The sequence below is a fragment of the Flammeovirga sp. OC4 genome, from assembly GCF_000812565.1.
In the GTDB taxonomy this organism is placed as follows: Bacteria; Bacteroidota; Bacteroidia; order Cytophagales; family Flammeovirgaceae; genus Flammeovirga.
This window is the reverse complement of sequence record NZ_JTAM01000003.1, coordinates 92211-112528: the sequence shown is the minus strand read 5'-3', so window position 1 is coordinate 112528 and position 20318 is coordinate 92211. Positions and strand designations below refer to the sequence as shown.

Genomic DNA, 20318 nt, shown 5'->3' with positions numbered 1-20318 from the left:
TGTGAACTCAACAACCGCTCATTTTCTTAAGATATACATTGACGAATAATCAATAAATGCAGTCTAGAATTAAAATCAGTTAATCCCAATTTCAAATGTGTGACTGCTTCAAGAGGTAAATCAAAATACAGTATAAAAACTGAATAAAGTATGAAACATTTTAAACTATTGTACTTCCTTAAATGTATAGCCCTTGCGAGTGTATTGGGGGCCCAAGTCGACTTACAAGCCCAAGTAACCGATAACGGCTTACTGCAGGTCAAAGGAAACAAAATTGTAAATAAAGAAGGGAAACCCATACGTTTTGCAGGCCCAAGTTTATTTTGGTCTAATAACTATTGGGGAGGTGAAAAATTTTATAATAAGAATGTTGTTTCTTGGGTCAAAAAGGATTGGCATGCTGGTATCATTAGAGCTGCAATGGGAGCAGAAGATAATGGTGGATATTTTGAAGATCCAGTCAGTAATAAAGCTAGAGTAGAAGCTGTTGTAGAAGCTGCCATCGCAAATGATATGTATGTGATTATTGATTGGCATTCTCATCATGCCAATGAACATGATTGGGAAAAGGCGTCAACATTCTTTGCAGAAATGGCTCAAAAATACGGTCATCATGATAATGTCCTTTATGAAATATATAACGAACCTTTGAAAATTTCATGGTCTTCAAAGATCAAGCCTTATGCTGAGTCGATTATTAAAACGATTCGTCAGTATGACTCTGATAATATCATTATTGTAGGTACCCCAACATGGTCTCAGGATGTGGATCAAGCAGCAGATGATCCTATTGATCAACCTAATATTGCTTATACCCTTCATTTTTATGCAGGTTCTCATGGTCAATCTTTAAGGGATAAAGGGACTTATGCCTTATCAAAAGGAGTGGCACTTTTTGTGACAGAATGGGGTGCTGTCAATGCAAATGGTGATGGAGAGGTGAACTATGAGGAAACGAAGGCCTGGATTGACTGGATGAAAGCCAATGATATCTCACATTGTAATTGGTCTATCAATGATAAGGCTGAAGGAGCTTCTGCTTTATATTCTGGGACATCAAATAAAGGAGGATGGTCTAAACTTACAGCATCAGGAACTTTTGTAAGGGAAATCATAAAGGATTATAACTCCGAAACTGGAAGTCATGAAAACAAGAAGGAAAGGAGTACTGAATAATAGAATTTGAAAAAGTGAATAAGTTCGATGAGAATGGCTTATTTAATAATGCTCACAACACTGATTAAACTTTATGAGTAAATAAAAGGTTATTACAGTACTAAAATTTGTTGTTTAGTCTAGTAAGTCTATGTTGTTTCGGTGTTAAAAACGTGATCTTTATAAGTTAAAATTTGGAGGGTATTATTAATGGTATTTTAGACATTAAAGGCAAGGGGTTTTTGTGTTAAATGGTAGAGATCTTGAAAAATGTATCTATCTGATCTACTTGATTAAAGAAGATAAGTACAACACTATCAAAATTATAAAACAATAATTAATGGAAAGTGAGTTTTATAATATATAGTGTATTATTACCACTTATTAGGTGATGAAAAATAAGAAAAAAAGGTGACTTTGATCTTTTTATTCTTGATGATTTTAGGGTCTAATTTTAACTCAAAATTAAATTATATAATAAATCTTAATAGCCTTAAAATACCAATTTTTTTTATCGTTCTTGGAGGTATGATTAATAACATGTCTAACATAAATTGACACGACAATGGAAAACACAATATTGTCAGCTATCGAAAGGCTAGAACAGCAAGTAACTTTTATTAAAGGAAGAATCAAGTACCTAGAAGGAAATGGTTGTTCACTGAAGGATACAGAGCACTTAAGAGCACGTATGAAACGTCACAAAGTTGAACTCAACGAACTCAGATTTCAGCAGGCAAGAGGGTAGTTTTCCGCAGGGTTAATCATCCACATACTCGAAGAAATTGAAAGAAATAGATAAGTGATCCGTTGCTTATCTATTTTTTTATACCTATTGGGCAATCGTCAAATTTTGCTTTATGTAAATTTTCTACATTAATGAAATGAAAATCTAGGATAAGCGTATGTTTAACATTTGCTTCCTACCGCTTATATATGTATTTTTATACATTATAATGATATATTCATATTGTTCTATTTAAAAGCTAATGGTAAAAGCATTATTTTTTTTAACACTAACTTTCTTAGTTGTACCCACAATTTCACAAGCACAACATATCAAAAAGCAGTTTGAACACTTACGTACTGAAGACGGGATCGCAGATGCTACTGTAAACTCTATTTTACAAGACAGCAAAGGCTTCATGTGGTTCGGGACATTCAAAGGTTTAAACAGATACGATGGTTATGAAATGAAAGTTTACCCTTACGAAATGGGTAGTAAAAAAGGACCAAATGATAATATGATTTCTTCGATTATTGAAGATCATACTGGATTATTATGGATTGGACTTTTGAATAACGGGGTCAGTGTTTTTAATCCTATCGATGAAACTTTTGAACATTATACAGGGGGATGGCAAGAAGACCGGATGATACCTAGTGTATCTGTAAACTGTATGATTGAAGATGATGAAAAACAGCTTTGGATTGGAGCAAGTGGCGGACTTTCTATAATATCAAAAGATAGAAAGCAGTTCAAGAAATACTATTACGAAGAGAGAAATAACAACACCATCAACGGGGCTTCTATTTATGATATCGTGGAAGATAAATGGAACCGTATTTGGTTGGCAACGGATAATAGAAAACTATGTGTTTATGATAAAAATACTGAAAAGTTTTCGGAAGTCGAATATACACACTTGCCTCTAAAGGGTATAGATGACAACGCAAAGAAAAATTTACTGATCTACAATGACACCTTGCTTTATGTGGGGAGTAACAGTGGAGGGTTAGCTGAATATAATTTATTGACTGGCGAATACACTACGTACTTGAAGGGACAGCCTGGTAAAGGCCCTAGTAGCAACAATATCAAAGATATCTTACAAGTCGGTAATAAATTATGGTTGGCCACTGACGGGGCAGGTTTGGATGTTTTTGATGTAAATACAAAATACTTTGAGTCGCATAAACATTCTAAAGTAGATCCATTATCATTATCAACTGATGTTTTATGGAGTCTGTACAAAGACAGAGAAGAAAATATTTGGCTAGGTGCTTATTTAGAAGGTGTGGATAAGTTTGACCCAAGAAAGAACTTTTTCAGACAGATTGGTCATATACCTTGCAATGAAAATACTTTACCGAATAAGCCAGTACTTTCATTATTCTATGATAAAAAAGGGAAACTTTGGGCAGGGTCTGACTGGGGAGGTTTACATCAACAATCTGATCATAATGAAAACTACTTCAAGCATTTCGATATTGATGGCAAAGAAATCAATGACTTTGCGGTAGATGTTGTAAAAGCCATCACAGAAGACTCATTGGGGAACTTAGTGATTGGTACTTACAATGAAGGACTCAGAGTAATTGAAAAAAGTACCGGTAAATACTATCACCTGAAAAGACAAATGATGGATGACGGCTGCCTGACAAGTAATAATATTTGGTCACTTCTTACAGATTCAAAAGGGATTACTTGGATGGGTACTTTAGGTGGAGGAATAGCACAATACGACCCGGTGAATAAAGAATGTATAAAACTCGATCTCGATTATATTGACGCAGGACAAATCCATGTTTACCATATGTACGAAGATGCACTTTCAAATGTATGGTTTAGTACCGATAGTGGTGTATTGCGTTTTGAACGAAAAACAGGCAAATGGACTTTTGACTTAATGCAAGATTTAATTGCAAAGAATCACAATTTCAATTATGTGAGAGCAGTCTATGAAGATAAGCTAAGACACATTTGGATGGCTACTGCTGAAGGGTTAGTGAAATACCTTCCCGAAAGTAATGAGTTCAAAGTATTGACAGAAGAGGATGGTATACCACAATTGCCTATATTGAATATCAACTCTGATAATAGGGGTAATTTGATTATCGTATCGAAAAATTATATCTCAAAAATGTCATTGTCGGATGAGGAGATTGTAAGTTATCATATCTCAAACAACTCGTTTAATTACAATTCTCTGGAGAAAAATAAGCGTGGAGAAATATTGATAGGGGGTACAGAAGGAATTACAATTTTTAATCCTCAAATGTTGAGTGAAAACGAAGTGGCTCCACCGGTATATATTACAGGTTTTGATATTTTTAATGTTCCTCAACTTCCATTAGATTCTGCTTCTATTCTTAAAAAATCTGTGCTAGAAACGGAAACAATTGAATTGGATTATGATCAATCGGTTTTTAACTTCAATTATTGTGCATTGAATTTTACCGAAACAGAGAGGAACCAATATGCTTATAAACTGTCGGGCTTTGATACTAAATGGAATTACGTTGGAGATCGTAGAATTGCCACTTATACCAACTTGGATCCGGGAAAATACACTTTTAAAGTGATTGCTTCGAATAATCATGGGGTATGGAACAAAGAGGGGGCTTCTATCAATGTAATTGTCAATGCACCTTTTTGGCAATCGACATGGTTTAGAATACTCATGTTTTTATTGTTCTTACTAGTGCTTTACTTCTTGCAAAAGGTGAGAATTATGAATGTCAAAAAACAATTTGCTTTAGAAAGTATTGAGGCGGAAAGGGAGAAAATAAAAATTCAGAATACAACGCTAGAAAAAGAACTAGATTCAACAAAAAGTGAGTTGACAAACATTACAATCAGTCATCTTCATAAAAATCAGAGTTTACAACAGGTTAAACAAAAGCTGGAAGAATTGTCGGCTAATCTGGGAAGTACAGAGAAGCGTAAAATCAGGACAATCGTAAAAGAAATTAATAAGGAAAGTGATGATCATGATTATTGGGACAAATTTGAACATCAATTCAATAAATCCCATGATAACTTTTTAGAGCGATTCAAGCTGGAATACCCTGACCTTAGTAAACGGGAATTAAGGATCTGTGCTTACTTAAGAATGGATTTAGAAAATCAGGAGATTGCCACATTAATGAATGTCAGTGTGAGGACACTCGAAACATCCCGCTATAGAATTAGGAAAAAAATTGGGTTGGAGAAAAGGAAATCCCTAACCAAAATGATTACAAGGTTTTAAATAAATATTAAGGCTGCCAATAGGTGGCCTTTTTCTTTTTGAATGGAAAATGAGAATAGCGTGAGAGTATCATGAATACACGTTGGAGTACACTACTATAAATTGAATAATTATTCAATACCCCTTTACTTTGTAATTGATGAAACGAAAGGAATTATAAACCTATAGGAGTCGATTGATGGTTTTGGAAAAAGGAATGATTACAAATTTACAGCGGCTTTCTTTACATGACGGTCATAGTATTCGTGCTGTTATCTTCTTGAAAGGGTGCAATATGAGGTGTTTGTGGTGTCACAATCCTGAAACCTTTTCTCAGAAAGCTCAAAATAGAAAGAATTGAACAGAAATGTATTTCTTGTGGAGTATGTGTAGAGGTTTGCAGTTCTGGAGTCATGCATCAAAAGATCAATAATATTTGGAAATAAATTATATACTTAACAATAACCATTATCTAATTTATACAATGAAAACTACCATAAAAAAATCATTAGTAGCCTCAATTTTAGTGGCATCAACTACATTATTTGCAACTTCATGTACAACTTCAACTAATGTTTCAAAAGAGACAGTTACAGAGGAAATTTCACCTAAGGAGAAACAACAATATCAAGAGAGAGTTAAGACGGCATTTAAGAAAGGGTGGAGAGCCTATATGAATTATGCGAAAGGATTAGATGCAGTAAACCCAATCTCAGAAAAAGGGCATAACTGGTATGCGGAGTCGTTATTAATGACACCTGTAGATGCTTTTTCTACTATGTACTTAATGGGATTAGAAGAGGAAATGAAAGAATGTAAGGATTTAATTTTCTCTGAATTAGATTTTGATAAAGATTTAGACGTACAACAATTTGAAATTGCAATTCGAATTTTAGGCGGTTTACTTTCTTCATACCAATTGGATGGTGATCCTAGATTCTTAGAGTTAGCCAAAGACCTTGGTGATAGAATGATTCCAGTTTTTGATTCACCTACAGGAATTCCTTACCGTTTGGTAAACCTACGTACAGGTAAAGTAAGCGGTCAGGGTACAAACCCATGTGAAATTGGTTCAATGTTATTAGAATATGGTGTTTTGTCGAAATTGACGGGAGATGATAAATACTATGAATTGTGTAAAAGAGGTATCAAAGCGTCTTATGATCGAAGAGGTAAGACAGGATTGCAAGGTTCGTGGATTGACCAAGATACAGGAGAGTGGGCAGATACAAGAGCTCATATCTCAGGAGGTATTGATGCTTACTATGAGTACTTATTAAAGGGTTATTTGTTGTTTGGTGATGAAGACTTATTGGAGTGGTACAACGTTTCAAGAGATGCAGTCAACAAATATTTAGTCGATACAACTTCTGTAGATGGTGAGTTCTGGATTGGTTGGGCAGATATGAATTCGGGGGAAAGATTGAGTACTCGATTCGGTGCATTGGATTGTTTCTGGAACTTATGTTATGTATTGGATGGTGATTTAGATAGAGCTGAAAAGTTACAAGCATCTATCAATAAAATGTGGTTCAAAGACGGTATTGAGCCAGAGGCTGTAGATTATACTACAATGCAACCATTCTATGAAGGAGCTGAATACTATATGATGAGACCAGAGGCAATTGAGTCTACTTATTATGTATGGAGAGGTACTGGCAATGACAAATACTATGAGCAAGGCAAAAAGATGTTTGAAAGCATTGAAAAGTACTGTCAAGTTGAAAATGGATACGTTCAGCTGAAAGATGTGAAGTCAAAAGAGAAATGGGATACTTTGGAAAGTTTCTTCTTTGCGGAAACCATGAAGTATTGTTATTTATTCTTCGCTCCATCAGAAGTATTTGACTTTGAAAAATACGTGTTGAATACGGAAGCACACCCATTAAAAAATACTTGGGATAAAGGATGGAAAGGGAATAAAATTGGTTTGAAATAACCCTTTGTTTCCCATCAAAGGAAGAGCTAAGCTGTCAAGGTTTAGCTCTTTTTTTGTATTCAATGGGCTGTCCCTTAAAATTAAAACGTCTATATTCGCAGTTAACTATTACAACAAACAAGATGGCCAAACAGAATATGATTATCTGTAGGTCATAATTTCCGATAATAAAACCAACTGAAATTGAAAAATACTTCCGCATTCCGATCACCGATGTACAAGTTTTTACTAGTCCTATCTATCGCAACAGCATTAGGATTTCAAGGCTGGCGTACATTGTTCAATAATTTTGCTGTCGATGAAATTGGCTTAAATGGTTTTGATATTGGAGCCATTCAATCTTTCAGAGAAGTTCCAGGCTTCCTTGTTGTGACCGCCTTATTTTTCTTGATGTTTATTAAAGAAGACCGATTTGCTTCTATATCTATTATTGTGATGGGAATTGGTGTTGGACTAACAGGGTTATTTCCTTCATTTTGGGGATTGATGATGACCACTTTGATCATGTCTATCGGTTTTCATTACTATGAAACTTCCAATCAGTCACTCACACTGCAAAGTTTTTCGAAGGAGGATAGTCCACATATTTTGGCTAGACTAAAAAGTGTCATGGCATTTACAAATATCACCATTGGTGGAGCTATCTATGGATTGACATTTGTTGCTTCTTATGAAATTATTTATCTCCTTATCGGTGTAATAGTTGTTTTGGCGGGAGTTTGGGCATTATTTCAGAAGCCTATTGAGGAAGATGCTGTGATGCAGCATAAAAAAATGATTCTAAAGTCAAAGTACTGGCTTTTTTATGTTTTGAATCTTTTAAGTGGGGCAAGAAGACAAGTTTTTGTAGTGTTTGCCGTATTGCTTCTTGTGGAGAAATATGATTTCTCGATTAAAGAAATTACTGTTTTGTTTGTGTTGAATAATATCGTCTCGATGTATTTCAATCCCATTATTGCAAGAATGCTCAATAAATACGGAGAACGAAAAATGTTGAGTTTTGAATATATCAGTCTTACAATCGTTTTCTTGGCTTATGCATTAATAGAAAATCGATGGGTAGTGGCAGGGCTTTACATCATAGACCATATTTTCTTTAGTTTTTCTATAGGTATTAAAACGTATTTCCAAAAAAATGCCGATCCAAAAGACATTGCACCTTCAATGGCAGTAGGATTTACCATCAATCATGTAGTAGCTGTATTCTTACCATTATTAGGAGGATGGATCTGGTTAAAAGATTGGACGTTGCCTTTTTATGGAGGGGCAATTTTGTGTGTGATCTCCCTTATTTTTGCTCAATTTGTCAAGGTTCCTTCCCTTAAGAAATAATTTCATTGTATTATATCAAGTAATGTGAACGATCTATGAAAAAATTGAGCTATAGAATAAAATAACTGCCTTCGTTTTATTAATTTAATATTTAAGTTTTACAATATTATCATTGTTAAATGAGGCAATACATTAATTATATAATCAACCTAATCATTCAATTATTCGTATGGCAGAAAACCAAACTGTAGCACAAGAGTATATCGACAATGCTTTTACTTATGAGGCGTATAGAGAAGCATTGGATAACCTATTATCTGATGAACCGACAATCATCAGCTATGATGACTCCCAACTAGTAGATTATACTCGTTTGAATGTTACAAGAATGCAAAGGATTGACAAAACCAATCGCTTATTGGATCCTTTGAGAGTGGCAGGAAGAGCGGTAAACACAAGTGTTTACTGGTTGGTTTTAACCGAAGGATGGTGTGGAGATGCTGCCCAAAGTTTACCTATCATTGCTGAGGCCGCTCAGGTTTCACCAAAAATAGAATTAAGATTTTTGTTGAGAGACAATAACCAAGACTTAATGGAGCAGTTCTTAACCAATGGTTCAAGGTCTATTCCTAAGTTGATCATGATTGATCAAAAAACCAATGAAGTCTTAGGAGAATGGGGGCCTCGACCGGAAGAGTTGACCGCTTTAATTCCAGAATTCAAAAAAGAAGTAGGAGAGGATAAACAGCAGTTTTCAATGAAAGTTCAAAAATGGTACAACAAGGACAAAGGAAAAGCCATTATGAAGGACCTTCAAAAATTATTGGAAACCTTGAAATAAATCTCAAAAAATACCATAAATTCGATGCTTATTTATGGTATTTTTTTCTTTTAACTATTTATGTCTTCACATCACATTGTTAGAGATGATCAAGAACCTGCAGTTTTAATTGACAAGGTGGATGAATCTCTATTTTCAGTCTTATTTTCTTTATTAGAATGGAGTCCAATTGTAATTGCTTCAGAGCAGTCTTATGAAAAGCTCTTGTCATTGGATATAAAAATTGATGTTATCTTCTATCAAGATGATAAAGATGCAATCCGTCAGAATATGGAAAGGCAGAATGAGTTTTTTGAATTGGTGTATTATCATGAAAACCTTCTTGAAACGGTACTGAAGTGGTTGGCAAAGCAAAAGCATTTCGCATTAAATTTCATTACTGATAATTTGGATGTAGCGAGTCAAAACTTGCTCAAAGAACAAGTTTACATCAATACATTAGTGGTGTTTGCAGATGGTTTTAAGTATATTTTAAATAAAAAATCTCCTTATGAAAAATGGATACCAAAAGGAGTGGAGTTGGTTGTTGATGCTGATATTCAAGGTGCAGAAAATACAGAACTTCTTGAAGAAAGGAGATATAAAGTGATAAATGATGGTATCATAAAAGTTTATCATAATGATCAATTAGTTATTGGTGAGAAAATGAATGTTCCTTACGATCGTAAATGAATATTTTATAGTGTCGAATATTGTTGAAACAAATATTTTTTAAGTTTCACTATTTTTTTAGAAAACATCCATTAAATTCGTAGATCGAAGAATAATAAACACAATGAATACTTACAAAATTCCATTCGAAACAGCCGGTTTATACGGAAAAATGTTTCTAGATTACCTTTCGGAAAAAGAAGAAATTAAACCTTTATTTAAATATTCACCCCAATTATCATCGTTTGATCAAATTATAGAAAATCGAAGTGATTTTACTGATGTCTCAAGACAAAGATTAGTGACTTCTTTACATGAGCAATACAGTAAAATTGAAGCTTACCCCAAAGAACAAGTCGATTTACTATTAGAAAAAGATACTTATACGATAATCACGGGACATCAGCTGAACATTTTTACAGGGCCTTTATTTTTTGTCTACAAAATTGCAGCAACAATCAATTTATGTAAACAACTTAAAGAAAAGCATCCTGATAAGAATTTTATTCCAGTGTATTGGATGGCTACTGAAGATCATGACTTTGAAGAAATTGCTTCATTTCAACTAGGAGGTAGAAAATATACTTGGGAACACCCTAATCCTTCAGGACCTGTAGGTAGATTGTCTTTGGATGGAATTGATAAAATTCTGGATCGTATCAAAGATATGCCAGGACTGTTTGTAAAAGCATATTCAGAAAGTGAGAACCTGACAGAAGCAACAAGAAAAATTGTTAATGCACTTTTTAAAGATTATGGTTTAGTATGTGTTGATGCAGATCATAAAACATTAAAAGAGCCATTTAAAGATATAATTAAAAAGGAGCTCCACGAAGGAGTAAGCTTTGATAAAGTTTCGAAGACAAATGCAGTAATCGAAGCACAAGGTTATAAAACACAAATCTTTGCACGAGAAATCAATCTATTTTATATGGATGATGGGGTGCGACTGCGTTTGGAAAAAACAGCTGACGGATTCCAAACTGTAGGTGGTGAATTAACATGGTCTTCAGCAGAAATAGACAATTTGGTAGAGGAAAGCCCTGAAAAGTTTAGTCCTAATGTTGTCTTAAGGCCAGTGTTACAAGAAATTTTACTGCCTAACCTTGCATATCTAGGAGGTCCAGCAGAGGTGATTTACTGGCTACAATTAAAAGAAGCATTTGATGCATATAATGTGCACTATCCAATGGTGTTGCCAAGAGGTTTTTGTTTAGTATTAGATGGACATTTTAGTGAGAGGTGGCGTAAGTCAGGTTGGCCATTAGAACAACTATTGCAACCTAAACGTGAAATCGAAGAGCAAATTTTGGATTCCAATAATGAAGTTGATACAGATATTGCTGCTGAACTGGAAAAAATAGAGCTCGCTTACAGTGATATTTTAAGTAAAGCAAAGGCGATCACTCCTAATTTAGAGAAACACGTTGATGCAGAAAAAGTACGTATGCTGAAGAGAGTAAAACATACTCAAAATAAGCTTCGAAAAGAAGGTAAAAGAAAAATCCAAGATGATATTGAAAGAGTACTATGTATTAGGGAATGCTTGCTACCAAATAACGCTCCACAAGAAAGAATTGTTAATTTGATGGAGTTTTGGCCTAAAAATGTGGATTTTATTCCCGAACTTATAGGAGAGTTAGACCCATTGTCCTTTAATCTAAATGTGATGGTGGGTGATTAATCCTTAACCCTTACATAACTATTTAGCAATGGATATTTCTTCATCTTCAATCAATGAAAAAAAATCTAACGATAAGAAGCTTTTTAAAAACCCTTTACTAGAAAAACTTACTCATACACATGCAGCCGTCCCGATATCAATGTATCTCATTTTTGGTGCAGGGTTGCTTGTGTATGAGTTATACTATCAACTGGTTTCAGTTGGTATGACCATCCTACTTTTCTTTGTAGGGCTCTTGCTATTTACTTTGGTAGAATATGTAATGCACCGGTTTGTATTTCATATGTCACCGACAACACCACTGAAAAAAGATATTACACACAAGTTTCATGGAGTTCATCATCATCACCCCAAGGATAAATCTCGGTTGGCTATGCCTCCAATTGTCAGTGTAGTGCTCGCATCTTCTTTTTTCTATTTGTTTTATTTGGCCTTAAATGATTATTGTTATCCCTTCACAGCAGGTTTTCTAACAGGATATGCCTTATATTTGGGGGTCCATTATATGATTCATGCTATGCACCCTCCAAAAAACTTTTTGAAGATTTTATGGATTCATCATAGTATCCATCACTATAGAGATGACACTAAGGCATTTGGGGTCTCATCACCCTTATGGGATTTTGTCTTTAGAACTATGCCTGATTGATATTAATCAGTATGACTTTTTAAAAATACATATAACAATGACTAAGTACATCGAAGAGAACAAGGATAGATTTTTATCTGAACTTTTTGAATTATTACGTATTCCTTCAGTAAGTACCGACGTAGAATATCAACCTGATATCAAAAAAGCAGCCGCATTTATAGCACACAAATTAACAGAAGCAGGTGCTGACAAAGTTGAGATTTGTCAGACGAAAGGTAATCCTGTTGTTTATGGAGAAAAAATTATAGACTCTTCTTTACCTACTGTAATCGTTTATGGACATTATGATGTACAGCCAGCTGACCCTATAGATTTATGGGACACTCCTCCTTTTGAACCAACAGTGAAAAATGATAGTATTTATGCTAGAGGAGCTTCAGATGACAAAGGTCAAATGTACATGCACATCAAGGCTTTTGAGTCTATGATGAAGAACAATACATTGGCTTGTAATGTGAAGTTTATGTTGGAAGGTGAGGAAGAAATTGGTTCTGTAAACCTTGGAGACTTCATTAGAGAAAGAAAAGAAGATCTTAAGGCAGATGTAATTTTGATCTCTGATACAGGTATGATTTCAGTAGATACTCCATCAATTACAGTGGGCTTAAGAGGTTTGAGCTACATGGAATTGGAGTTGACGGGTCCAAATAGAGATCTTCACTCTGGTATGTATGGTGGAGCAGTACAAAATCCATTAAATGCTCTTTCTGAAGTTGTAGCTGCCCTGAAAGATGAAAATGGTCATATTACAATTCCTGGTTTCTACGACAAAGTAGAAGTTTTAACAGAGGAAGAAAGAGCCAAAATGGCAAAAGCACCTTTTGATCTTGAAGCTTACAAAAAAGCGTTAGACATCGATAAGGAATTTGGAGAGAAAGGTTTTTCAACGAATGAAAGAACAAGTATCAGACCTACATTGGATGTAAACGGTATGTGGGGTGGTTATATTGGTGAAGGTGCCAAAACGGTAATTCCATCAAAAGCATATGCTAAAATCTCAATGAGATTAGTTCCTCACCAATCGTGGGAAGAGATCTCAGAATTGTTTGCAAAGCATGTTGAGTCTATCGTTCCTGATGGTATCAAAGTAAAAGTTACAGCTCATCATGGAGGAACGCCAGTTGTGATTCCAACAAATTCAGTAGAATATCAAGCAGCAAATGATGCTTACGCTGAAGCATTTGGTAAAGAACCAATCCCTGTAAGAAGTGGAGGATCTATTCCAATTGTTGCACTTTTCAAAGAAGAGTTAGATTTGGACTCTGTTATGATGGGATTTGGATTAGATTCTGATGCTATCCACTCACCAAACGAAAAATTTGGAATTTTTAATTTCTTGAAAGGAATTGAAACAATTGAATTATTTTACAAGCATTATGCAAAATTAAAAAAATAATTCATTTAGATATTAAACAATAAAAGCAGTTAGGCTACCCGCTTAATTGCTTTTTTTATGGAATAGAAAGATCAAAGAGAGCCTGTTAGGTGGTTAGAATTACAATAAAAAAGGGTTATCTAGAAAGACAACCCACAATTATTTAAATTCTTTAAATAAGTTAAGGCTAAGGTATACAGTCATGAAAAAAAATACCCGTAATAACACAACTTGAGGCGGAGTTGTGTTAGCAACTTTAACGTTTGTAAATATAATTATTATAGTGTATAAATTGCATTTAATGTAGTTTTTTTTTCAATTTTCTACAATAATCATCTTTTTAATAGAATTGATAAACTTTTTGATGCTAAAACTCAACTTTCTGAAATTTATGTCTTAATTTTGCAATTTAGAACCATACTAAATAATTGATGGACAATTTCTATTAATATTTGTAAGTTTCTAAGTAAACAAAACAGTTATGTTTTTAGTTTTACTAAAAGCATATTGAAAATTGAATAGGAATTAATAACGTATAAAACGTTTTTATATAATGAGCGCAGATCAGGATAACAAAATTTTAGAAGACTTTACGTCCAAAGAGTATGAGCACGGTTGGACTGTCGATATTGAGGCAGACCAGGCTCCGAAAGGATTAAATGAGGAGATTGTAAGATTCATTTCTGCAAAAAAAGAAGAGCCGGAATGGTTACTTGAGTGGAGACTTAGTGCTTTCAGAGAGTGGCAGAAGATGGAATGCCCTGAGTGGGCCAATGTAGTCTATGAACAAGTGGATTACCAAGACATCATTTACTATTCAGCTCCAGTACAAAAGAAGGCAATTGAATCTTTAGAGGAAGTTGATCCTGAATTGTTAGCTACTTTCGAAAAATTAGGTATTTCTCTTGATGAACAAAAACGTTTGACAGGAGTTAAAGATTCAAATATTGCGGTTGATGCCGTATTTGACTCTGTATCTGTTGCTACTACATTCAAAGACACTCTTGCAGAAAAAGGAATCATTTTCTGTTCTTTCTCTGAAGCAGTAAAAGATCACCCAGAGCTAGTGAAAAAATACTTAGGATCAGTTGTTCCAGTAAAAGATAACTTTTTCTCTGCATTAAACTCAGCAGTATTCTCAGACGGTTCTTTCTGTTATATTCCAAAAGGTGTTCACTGTCCAATGGAATTATCAACGTACTTCAGAATCAACGCATCTGGTACAGGTCAATTTGAGCGTACTTTAATCGTTGCTGAAGATTCTTCTTACGTTTCTTACTTAGAAGGTTGTACTGCACCTCAACGTGATGAAAATCAACTTCACGCGGCAGTTGTAGAAATCTTTGTTCATGAAGATGCTGAAGTGAAGTACTCAACTGTACAAAACTGGTACCCTGGTGATGAAGATGGAAAAGGTGGTGTTTACAACTTCGTAACAAAACGTGGTATTTGTGATGGTAACAACTCGAAGTTATCATGGACTCAAGTAGAGACTGGTTCTTCAGTAACTTGGAAGTACCCTTCTTGTATCTTGAAAGGTGATAACTCAGTAGGAGAGTTTTATTCAGTGGCTGTAACAAACAACATGCAGCAAGCAGATACTGGTACGAAAATGATTCACATCGGTAAAAACACTAAATCTAGAATTGTTTCTAAAGGTGTTTCTGCAGGTAAATCTCAAAACTCTTACAGAGGTTTGGTAAAAGTGAACAAAAACGCTACAGACTCAAGAAACTTCTCTCAATGTGATTCATTATTGATGGGAGATCGTTGTGGTGCTCACACTTTCCCTTACATTGAGGTGGATAACCATACATCAAAAGTAGAACATGAGGCAACAACCTCTAAAATTGGTGAAGATCAAATTTTCTACTGTAACCAAAGAGGTATCGACACTGAACAAGCTGTCGCACTTATTGTAAACGGTTACTGTAAGGAAGTATTGAATAAATTACCAATGGAATTTGCAGTGGAAGCTCAAAAATTATTGGCTTTATCATTGGAAGGTTCAGTAGGTTAAACCCTTCTATATTTACAATATTTTGAAGGCTGTCTCTATAGGAGACGGCCTTTTTTTATATAAAACAATGCCGTTAAATCATTACACTATTTTAGGATAATCTTCTCAATATATAGAAACTAGCTCAAATTTTAGTATTTTAAGATAGAAGTATTAATTCATATTAATGGACAATAACCCTTATCATCAATAAATTCTTTTAAATAGTAAATGCTTAGTTTACAATGTGATAAGTAAAGCTGATATTAATATTGAAAAATGAATACTGAAGATAGTTAAAGTGTATAAGGAATCAGAAACCACTTATTGATTTTATTGTGATTTAAACCTAAAAACAAATAGAAAAATAAAACCATGATCATTCTATCTTTATACCTATTTTAAGTAATAAACCTATTTAATTTTATGACATATTGTTGATTATACTCATTCATAATTTCAAGAAGTAAGTGTTGTAGTCTCAGTATGTTACCCTCGTCAATCAATTTGGTAATGAATAATGGTATCGTGAATTCAAAGAGAATACATAGAGAACAAAAGGTAAGTGTTAAAGATCTTAGAACGTTTGTTGATACAATACCGACCCCTGTTATAATGTTAGATTATTCCACAAGAATTTTAGCTTATAGTAAGCAGTGGTTGGCATTTTTTGGACTAACAGAAGATATTCATAGAGATTTATTTATTTTCCATTTCAAGACATTAGAATTAGAAGAGAGTATAAAAGTGGTGATGGATACAGGAGATAGTATTATTATACCCGCTTTTGAGTACAGTGAAGGTAAAAAACTAAAATATCTACATGTCAAGATTACCCCTTGGGTAAGTGCTGAAAATGACATTGGTGGAGTAATGATAATGTTAGAAGATATAACGACACTAAAGGAAAAGGAAAGAGCACTTCAGGAACATAATAACGAACTAAAGCAGTTTGCCTATATCACAACACATGACGTAAAAAGTCCGATTACAAACATTAGTAGCTTTTTACATTTTCTAAAGGAGGATAAATCTATTGAAGATCCTTCGTCTTTGCAAGCGATACATTGGATCGAAAAATCAATTGATAAGGCCAACGCTAAGATCAATGATTTAGTAAAAGTAATTGAACAAAGGGAGGCATCCGTTTTATTAGAGAAAATAGAATTAGTGCCTTTGATAGAGGATTTAAAAAGGAGTATTACAGTCGATGAATTGTCTTTAAATGATTATTTAAAAGTTGAATTTATAGGAGAACCTTACTTGATGAGTTCTCAAAAACAATTAATTACTATATTAGAAAATCTGTTAACAAATGGATTAAGATATAGAAAAAATACAAATGATCTTCAACTTTCTTTGATAATAGATACGACACCTAAAACCCAAACGATAATTCGTGTAAAAGATAATGGTGTTGGAATAGATTTAAGTGTTCATAAGGAACGAATTTTTGGAATGTTCAAAAGAGCAAATGATGTGATTGAAGGAAATGGTCTAGGTTTGTATTTGACTAGACAAGCTTGTGAACAGCTTAAAGGGAAAATAGATGTTTTAAGTACACCAGGTAAAGGAACAACTTTCTTGGTTTACTTACCCAAATAAAATATATAATGAATATTCTTTTAATTGATGATGATGAGGCCTCTAATGCTTATACTGAAATAATGTTGAATAGGTCGGGATTACTGACTGCATTGAATGTTTTTAGAAATGGCGAAAAAGCACTAGCCTTTGTATTAGAATTAATACCTCAAGAAAAAATAGACTTCATATTGTTAGATATTAACATGCCAGTAATGACTGGGCATGAATTTTTAGAAGCACTCCAACATAATCACAAAAATATTCCTGTAGTCATATTAAGTACTTCTATCGTAGAAGAGGATGAACAAGAAGCGTTGAAATATGATTTTGTGAAAGGTTACTTGAATAAACCTATTAGTTTAGAAAATCTTCAGAAATTAATTTAAATCAAAGTGTGGTGCTGTAGGTAATATGCACTTATTATTGCACCTCCAAAGCCACTAAAGACACCAAGTAAGGCTCCTATTATAATTTGATAGAAAGTGTGTGCTTGTAAATACAAACGTGCTGTCATTACAACCCCAAGTAAAATGATACTAATGCCAAAAGCATCAAACAGTACAATATTGGGTTCTGCTTCTGCTTCTCTGATAAAATAAAAAAGTATACCAATAAGTCCAGACAAACCGATAGAGTGAAGGCTTATTTTATCCACAAAATTGGCAATATTGGCAATTATTAATGTAATAGTTACTGAGCAGAAAGAAATACTTAACGCTGTACTTACATTAATTTTTACAATCAATAAATAACACAGAATTGCTAGAGATATTATCATAATAGATAATGCAAAAGCTCGCTCCTCTCTTTGATGCATTTGAGGACTTTTTACTACCCCAAATCTTTGCATAATTAAAAGACAACTGATTGGCATTAAGGTAGTGATAGTCGAAATAAGACTAAATAATGACCACCTTGCTTTAGCGTCTAACCAAGGAGCTTCATTTACTCCAAAAAGAAATAACCCCGCAATAATGCAGGGTATAAATATGGGATGTAAAAGAACTGATATTATCTGAAATACTTTTTTTGTTTCAAGCATATTAAAGTTCTTTTCTCATTCTTGCTACTGGAATATTCATTTGCTCTCTGTATTTTGCTACAGTTCTACGAGCAATGTTGTATCCTTTGATACGAAGCAGCTTTTCAAGCTTATCATCAGACAATGGTTTCTTTTTGTCTTCTGTTTCAATCATTTCCTTTAAGACTGATTTCACTTGCTTGCTACTTACATCTTCTCCACTTTCAGTAGAAATACTTTCAGAGAAGAAATATTTTAAGGGGTAGATACCAAAATCTGTTTCTACTACTTTACTACTTGCAACCCTAGAAACGGTAGAGATATCCATTTGAATAATCTCTGCAATATCTTTTAGGATCATCGGTCTTAGTTGTCCTTCATCTCCACTGAGGAAGAACGGCATTTGATAATCCACAATAGCTTGCATTGTTCTCAGTAGCGTATCCTGACGTTGTTTGATGGCATCAATAAACCATTTGGCTGCATCAAGCTTTTGCTTCACAAAACGCACCTCCTCACGCATTTTCTTCGTCTTCTTAGGGGTTTTGTCAAAAGCATCAATCATATCTCCATATTGGCGGCTTACTCTTAGATCTGGAGCATTCTTTCCATTCAATGAGATATTGATTCTACCATTTACTTCTTTGATAATAAAATCAGGTGTTAAGAATTGAGCTGATGCAGCATTGCTATTCACTCCTCCTGGTTTAGGGTTGAGGTGAATTATCATTTCAATGGCATCTTTCATTTGCTCATCATCAATACCTAATCTTTTTTGAATTTTTGTATAGTGTTTTTTCTTAAACTCCTCAAAACACAATACGATCATTTTGATGGCGATTTTGACAATAGGGTCGTGGGTATCTCTCTTTTTAAGTTGTATCTCAAGGCACTCTTGCAGCGTTCTTGCACCAATTCCAGGAGGATCAAAATGTTGGATTTTCTTCAATACCATTTCCACATGATTGAGATCTGTTTCTACGTTTTGTAGAAAAGCAAGGTCATTGACAATGGCTTCTAAAGGCCTTCTGATATAGCCGTCACTTTCGATACTGCCTATCAGTTGTTCCCCGATCTGTTGCTCTACTTCATTGAGATTAAGAAAGCTCAACTGCATAAGTAGAGAATCACCTAACGTATCCATCATAGGGATAGGAAGTTCCTTATCGTCAGAAACATCACCGTCTCCATACATTTTATAACCTGCTACATCATCTCTATTGACGTAGTCATCTAAATTTACTTCATCTATTGGGTCAATTTCAGGAATGTCATCAAATTCATCATTGGTGTCATCAGTAGTTGAGGCGTCATCGTTTCCGAACTCCTGTTCTTCTCGATCAGACTCCTTCCCTTCCTCAAGAACGGGGTTTTCTTGAAGTTCCTCTTGGATTCTTTTTTCCAGCTCTATAGTAGGCACCTGCAAAAGTTTAATAAACTGAATTTGCTGTGGTGATAACGTTTGTGTCTGCTTGAGCTTCTGCGCCTGTTTTAACATGGTACTTGAAGTCAGTAATTAAAAAATACATTTCATTACTCATAAATAAAGCAAAGAAATATTAACATTTCCTGATCAGTAAAGATCATAGCTTTTACCTAAAGTTTGCACAAAAATCGATGGATTCACTAACTTGTGAAAACTTTAAACACTATGGTTATAGGTATAAGTCAATTATAGTACACGAAAAATAACATATTTTGTTGTGGAATTAAAATTAAAATCGTGCCATTATATTTTTTATACTGATAGTCAGTATTTTATATTTTTAAAAAATAATTTTTAATGAAAAACGTCTTCATCTCACTTCTTATCGGAATCGCCTTTTTTAGTGCATGTAGTCGAACAGTTAACAATGAACCACAAGCATCAGTGTCTGATTTTGTGGAAGTTAGAGCTAAAAACCCGTCTGCAATTGTCATAGATGTCAGAACACCAAGTGAGTTTAATGCCGGAACTATGGAAGGAGCTATTAATATCAATGTACTAGAAGATTCCTTCGAAGGGAAAGTAAAAGACTTTGATAAAGATGCGACAGTCATGGTTTTTTGTAAATTGGGTGGAAGAAGTGCAAGAGCAAAACAAAAATTAGTAGAGCTTGGTTTTACTAAAGTAGTAGACCTTGAAGGAGGAATTACAGATTGGAAAAAAGCTGGAGGTAAGGTAATCGTCCCTCAACAATAGCTATGTT

At 34.2% G+C, this 20318-nt stretch carries 18 protein-coding genes; 16 read left to right on the top strand and 2 right to left on the bottom strand.

The window, feature by feature from the left end:
• Positions 1 to 150 precede the first annotated feature (150 nt).
• From PL77_RS03530 to PL77_RS03470, 15 genes are all read left to right on the top strand, one after another.
• On the top strand, positions 151 to 1176 hold the full coding sequence (locus PL77_RS03530; protein ID WP_082026385.1) for a glycoside hydrolase family 5 protein: 1026 nt from the start codon (positions 151 to 153) through the stop codon (positions 1174 to 1176).
• Between the two features lie 544 nt (positions 1177 to 1720).
• Entirely contained in the window at positions 1721 to 1903 is a 183-nt protein-coding gene (locus PL77_RS03525; protein ID WP_044201837.1) for a hypothetical protein, read from the top strand.
• Positions 1904 to 2144: 241 nt separating this feature from the next.
• A complete protein-coding gene (locus PL77_RS03520) occupies positions 2145 to 5129 on the top strand; it encodes a two-component regulator propeller domain-containing protein (protein WP_044201834.1) in 2985 nt (994 codons plus the stop codon).
• Positions 5130 to 5307: 178 nt separating this feature from the next.
• On the top strand, positions 5308 to 5469 hold the full coding sequence (locus tag PL77_RS32530) for a 4Fe-4S cluster-binding domain-containing protein (protein ID WP_371199140.1): 162 nt from the start codon (positions 5308 to 5310) through the stop codon (positions 5467 to 5469).
• Complete coding sequence (locus PL77_RS32525; protein WP_216595879.1) at positions 5426 to 5554, top strand: 4Fe-4S binding protein; 129 nt, start codon at positions 5426 to 5428, stop codon at positions 5552 to 5554. The genes PL77_RS32530 and PL77_RS32525 overlap by 44 nt, the downstream gene beginning before the upstream one ends.
• Positions 5555 to 5592: 38 nt before the next feature.
• Entirely contained in the window at positions 5593 to 7047 is a 1455-nt protein-coding gene (locus PL77_RS03515; RefSeq protein ID WP_052444135.1) for a glycoside hydrolase family 47 protein, read from the top strand.
• Between the two features lie 213 nt (positions 7048 to 7260).
• The gene (locus PL77_RS03510) at positions 7261 to 8379 is read left to right on the top strand and encodes an MFS transporter (RefSeq protein WP_044201832.1); all 1119 of its coding nucleotides are present in this window, start codon (positions 7261 to 7263) and stop codon (positions 8377 to 8379) included.
• 169 nt (positions 8380 to 8548) lie between these two features.
• Positions 8549 to 9160 (top strand): thioredoxin family protein, encoded by a 612-nt coding sequence (locus tag PL77_RS03505; protein ID WP_044201830.1) that lies wholly within the window; start codon positions 8549 to 8551, stop codon positions 9158 to 9160.
• A gap of 60 nt (positions 9161 to 9220) precedes the next feature.
• Positions 9221 to 9832, top strand: coding sequence for a hypothetical protein (locus PL77_RS03500; protein WP_044201828.1), 612 nt, complete (start codon positions 9221 to 9223; stop codon positions 9830 to 9832).
• A 103-nt stretch (positions 9833 to 9935) separates the two neighbouring features.
• The gene (gene bshC / locus PL77_RS03495; RefSeq protein ID WP_044201826.1) at positions 9936 to 11495 is read left to right on the top strand and encodes a bacillithiol biosynthesis cysteine-adding enzyme BshC; all 1560 of its coding nucleotides are present in this window, start codon (positions 9936 to 9938) and stop codon (positions 11493 to 11495) included.
• Positions 11496 to 11523: 28 nt separating this feature from the next.
• The gene (locus tag PL77_RS03490; protein WP_044201824.1) at positions 11524 to 12144 is read left to right on the top strand and encodes a sterol desaturase family protein; all 621 of its coding nucleotides are present in this window, start codon (positions 11524 to 11526) and stop codon (positions 12142 to 12144) included.
• Positions 12145 to 12181: 37 nt separating this feature from the next.
• Positions 12182 to 13543, top strand: a complete 1362-nt coding sequence (locus PL77_RS03485) for a dipeptidase (RefSeq protein WP_044201822.1) — start codon at positions 12182 to 12184, stop codon at positions 13541 to 13543.
• Between the two features lie 532 nt (positions 13544 to 14075).
• Complete coding sequence (gene sufB, locus PL77_RS03480) at positions 14076 to 15542, top strand: Fe-S cluster assembly protein SufB (protein ID WP_044201820.1); 1467 nt, start codon at positions 14076 to 14078, stop codon at positions 15540 to 15542.
• A gap of 465 nt (positions 15543 to 16007) precedes the next feature.
• Positions 16008 to 17126, top strand: coding sequence for a PAS domain-containing sensor histidine kinase (locus PL77_RS03475; RefSeq protein ID WP_082026384.1), 1119 nt, complete (start codon positions 16008 to 16010; stop codon positions 17124 to 17126).
• Positions 17127 to 17134: 8 nt separating this feature from the next.
• Complete coding sequence (locus PL77_RS03470) at positions 17135 to 17494, top strand: response regulator (RefSeq protein WP_044201815.1); 360 nt, start codon at positions 17135 to 17137, stop codon at positions 17492 to 17494.
• On the opposite strand, the gene PL77_RS03465 is transcribed toward PL77_RS03470, so the two are convergent.
• The gene (locus PL77_RS03465; RefSeq protein WP_044201814.1) at positions 17491 to 18150 is read right to left on the bottom strand and encodes a hypothetical protein; all 660 of its coding nucleotides are present in this window, start codon (positions 18148 to 18150) and stop codon (positions 17491 to 17493) included. The two genes, PL77_RS03470 and PL77_RS03465, sit on opposite strands and share 4 nt — an antisense overlap.
• Position 18151: 1 nt before the next feature.
• Entirely contained in the window at positions 18152 to 19627 is a 1476-nt protein-coding gene (gene rpoN / locus PL77_RS03460) for an RNA polymerase factor sigma-54 (protein WP_044201811.1), read from the bottom strand.
• A gap of 285 nt (positions 19628 to 19912) precedes the next feature.
• On the opposite strand from rpoN, the gene PL77_RS03455 reads away from it, so the two are divergent.
• Positions 19913 to 20311 carry a rhodanese-like domain-containing protein gene (locus PL77_RS03455; protein WP_052444134.1) on the top strand — a complete coding sequence of 133 codons (399 nt, stop codon included), beginning with the start codon at positions 19913 to 19915 and terminating at the stop codon, positions 20309 to 20311.
• Positions 20312 to 20318 lie beyond the last annotated feature (7 nt).

Excerpts from the sequence above, each read along its gene's own strand:
- PL77_RS03485 (WP_044201822.1), top strand. The coding sequence starts at position 12,182 with ATGACTAAGTACATCGAAGAGAACAAGGATAGATTTTTATCTGAACTT.
- rpoN (WP_044201811.1), bottom strand. The coding sequence starts at position 19,627 with ATGTTAAAACAGGCGCAGAAGCTCAAGCAGACACAAACGTTATCACCA.
- PL77_RS03490 (WP_044201824.1), top strand. The coding sequence starts at position 11,524 with ATGGATATTTCTTCATCTTCAATCAATGAAAAAAAATCTAACGATAAG.
- PL77_RS03470 (WP_044201815.1), top strand. The coding sequence starts at position 17,135 with ATGAATATTCTTTTAATTGATGATGATGAGGCCTCTAATGCTTATACT.
- PL77_RS03510 (WP_044201832.1), top strand. The coding sequence starts at position 7,261 with ATGTACAAGTTTTTACTAGTCCTATCTATCGCAACAGCATTAGGATTT.
- PL77_RS03505 (WP_044201830.1), top strand. The coding sequence starts at position 8,549 with ATGGCAGAAAACCAAACTGTAGCACAAGAGTATATCGACAATGCTTTT.
- bshC (WP_044201826.1), top strand. The coding sequence starts at position 9,936 with ATGAATACTTACAAAATTCCATTCGAAACAGCCGGTTTATACGGAAAA.
- sufB (WP_044201820.1), top strand. The coding sequence starts at position 14,076 with ATGAGCGCAGATCAGGATAACAAAATTTTAGAAGACTTTACGTCCAAA.
- PL77_RS03515 (WP_052444135.1), top strand. The coding sequence starts at position 5,593 with ATGAAAACTACCATAAAAAAATCATTAGTAGCCTCAATTTTAGTGGCA.
- PL77_RS03475 (WP_082026384.1), top strand. The coding sequence starts at position 16,008 with ATGTTACCCTCGTCAATCAATTTGGTAATGAATAATGGTATCGTGAAT.
- PL77_RS03455 (WP_052444134.1), top strand. The coding sequence starts at position 19,913 with ATGAAAAACGTCTTCATCTCACTTCTTATCGGAATCGCCTTTTTTAGT.
- PL77_RS03530 (WP_082026385.1), top strand. The coding sequence starts at position 151 with ATGAAACATTTTAAACTATTGTACTTCCTTAAATGTATAGCCCTTGCG.
- PL77_RS32530 (WP_371199140.1), top strand. The coding sequence starts at position 5,308 with ATGGTTTTGGAAAAAGGAATGATTACAAATTTACAGCGGCTTTCTTTA.
- PL77_RS03525 (WP_044201837.1), top strand. The coding sequence starts at position 1,721 with ATGGAAAACACAATATTGTCAGCTATCGAAAGGCTAGAACAGCAAGTA.
- PL77_RS03500 (WP_044201828.1), top strand. The coding sequence starts at position 9,221 with ATGTCTTCACATCACATTGTTAGAGATGATCAAGAACCTGCAGTTTTA.
- PL77_RS03465 (WP_044201814.1), bottom strand. The coding sequence starts at position 18,150 with ATGCTTGAAACAAAAAAAGTATTTCAGATAATATCAGTTCTTTTACAT.
- PL77_RS03520 (WP_044201834.1), top strand. The coding sequence starts at position 2,145 with ATGGTAAAAGCATTATTTTTTTTAACACTAACTTTCTTAGTTGTACCC.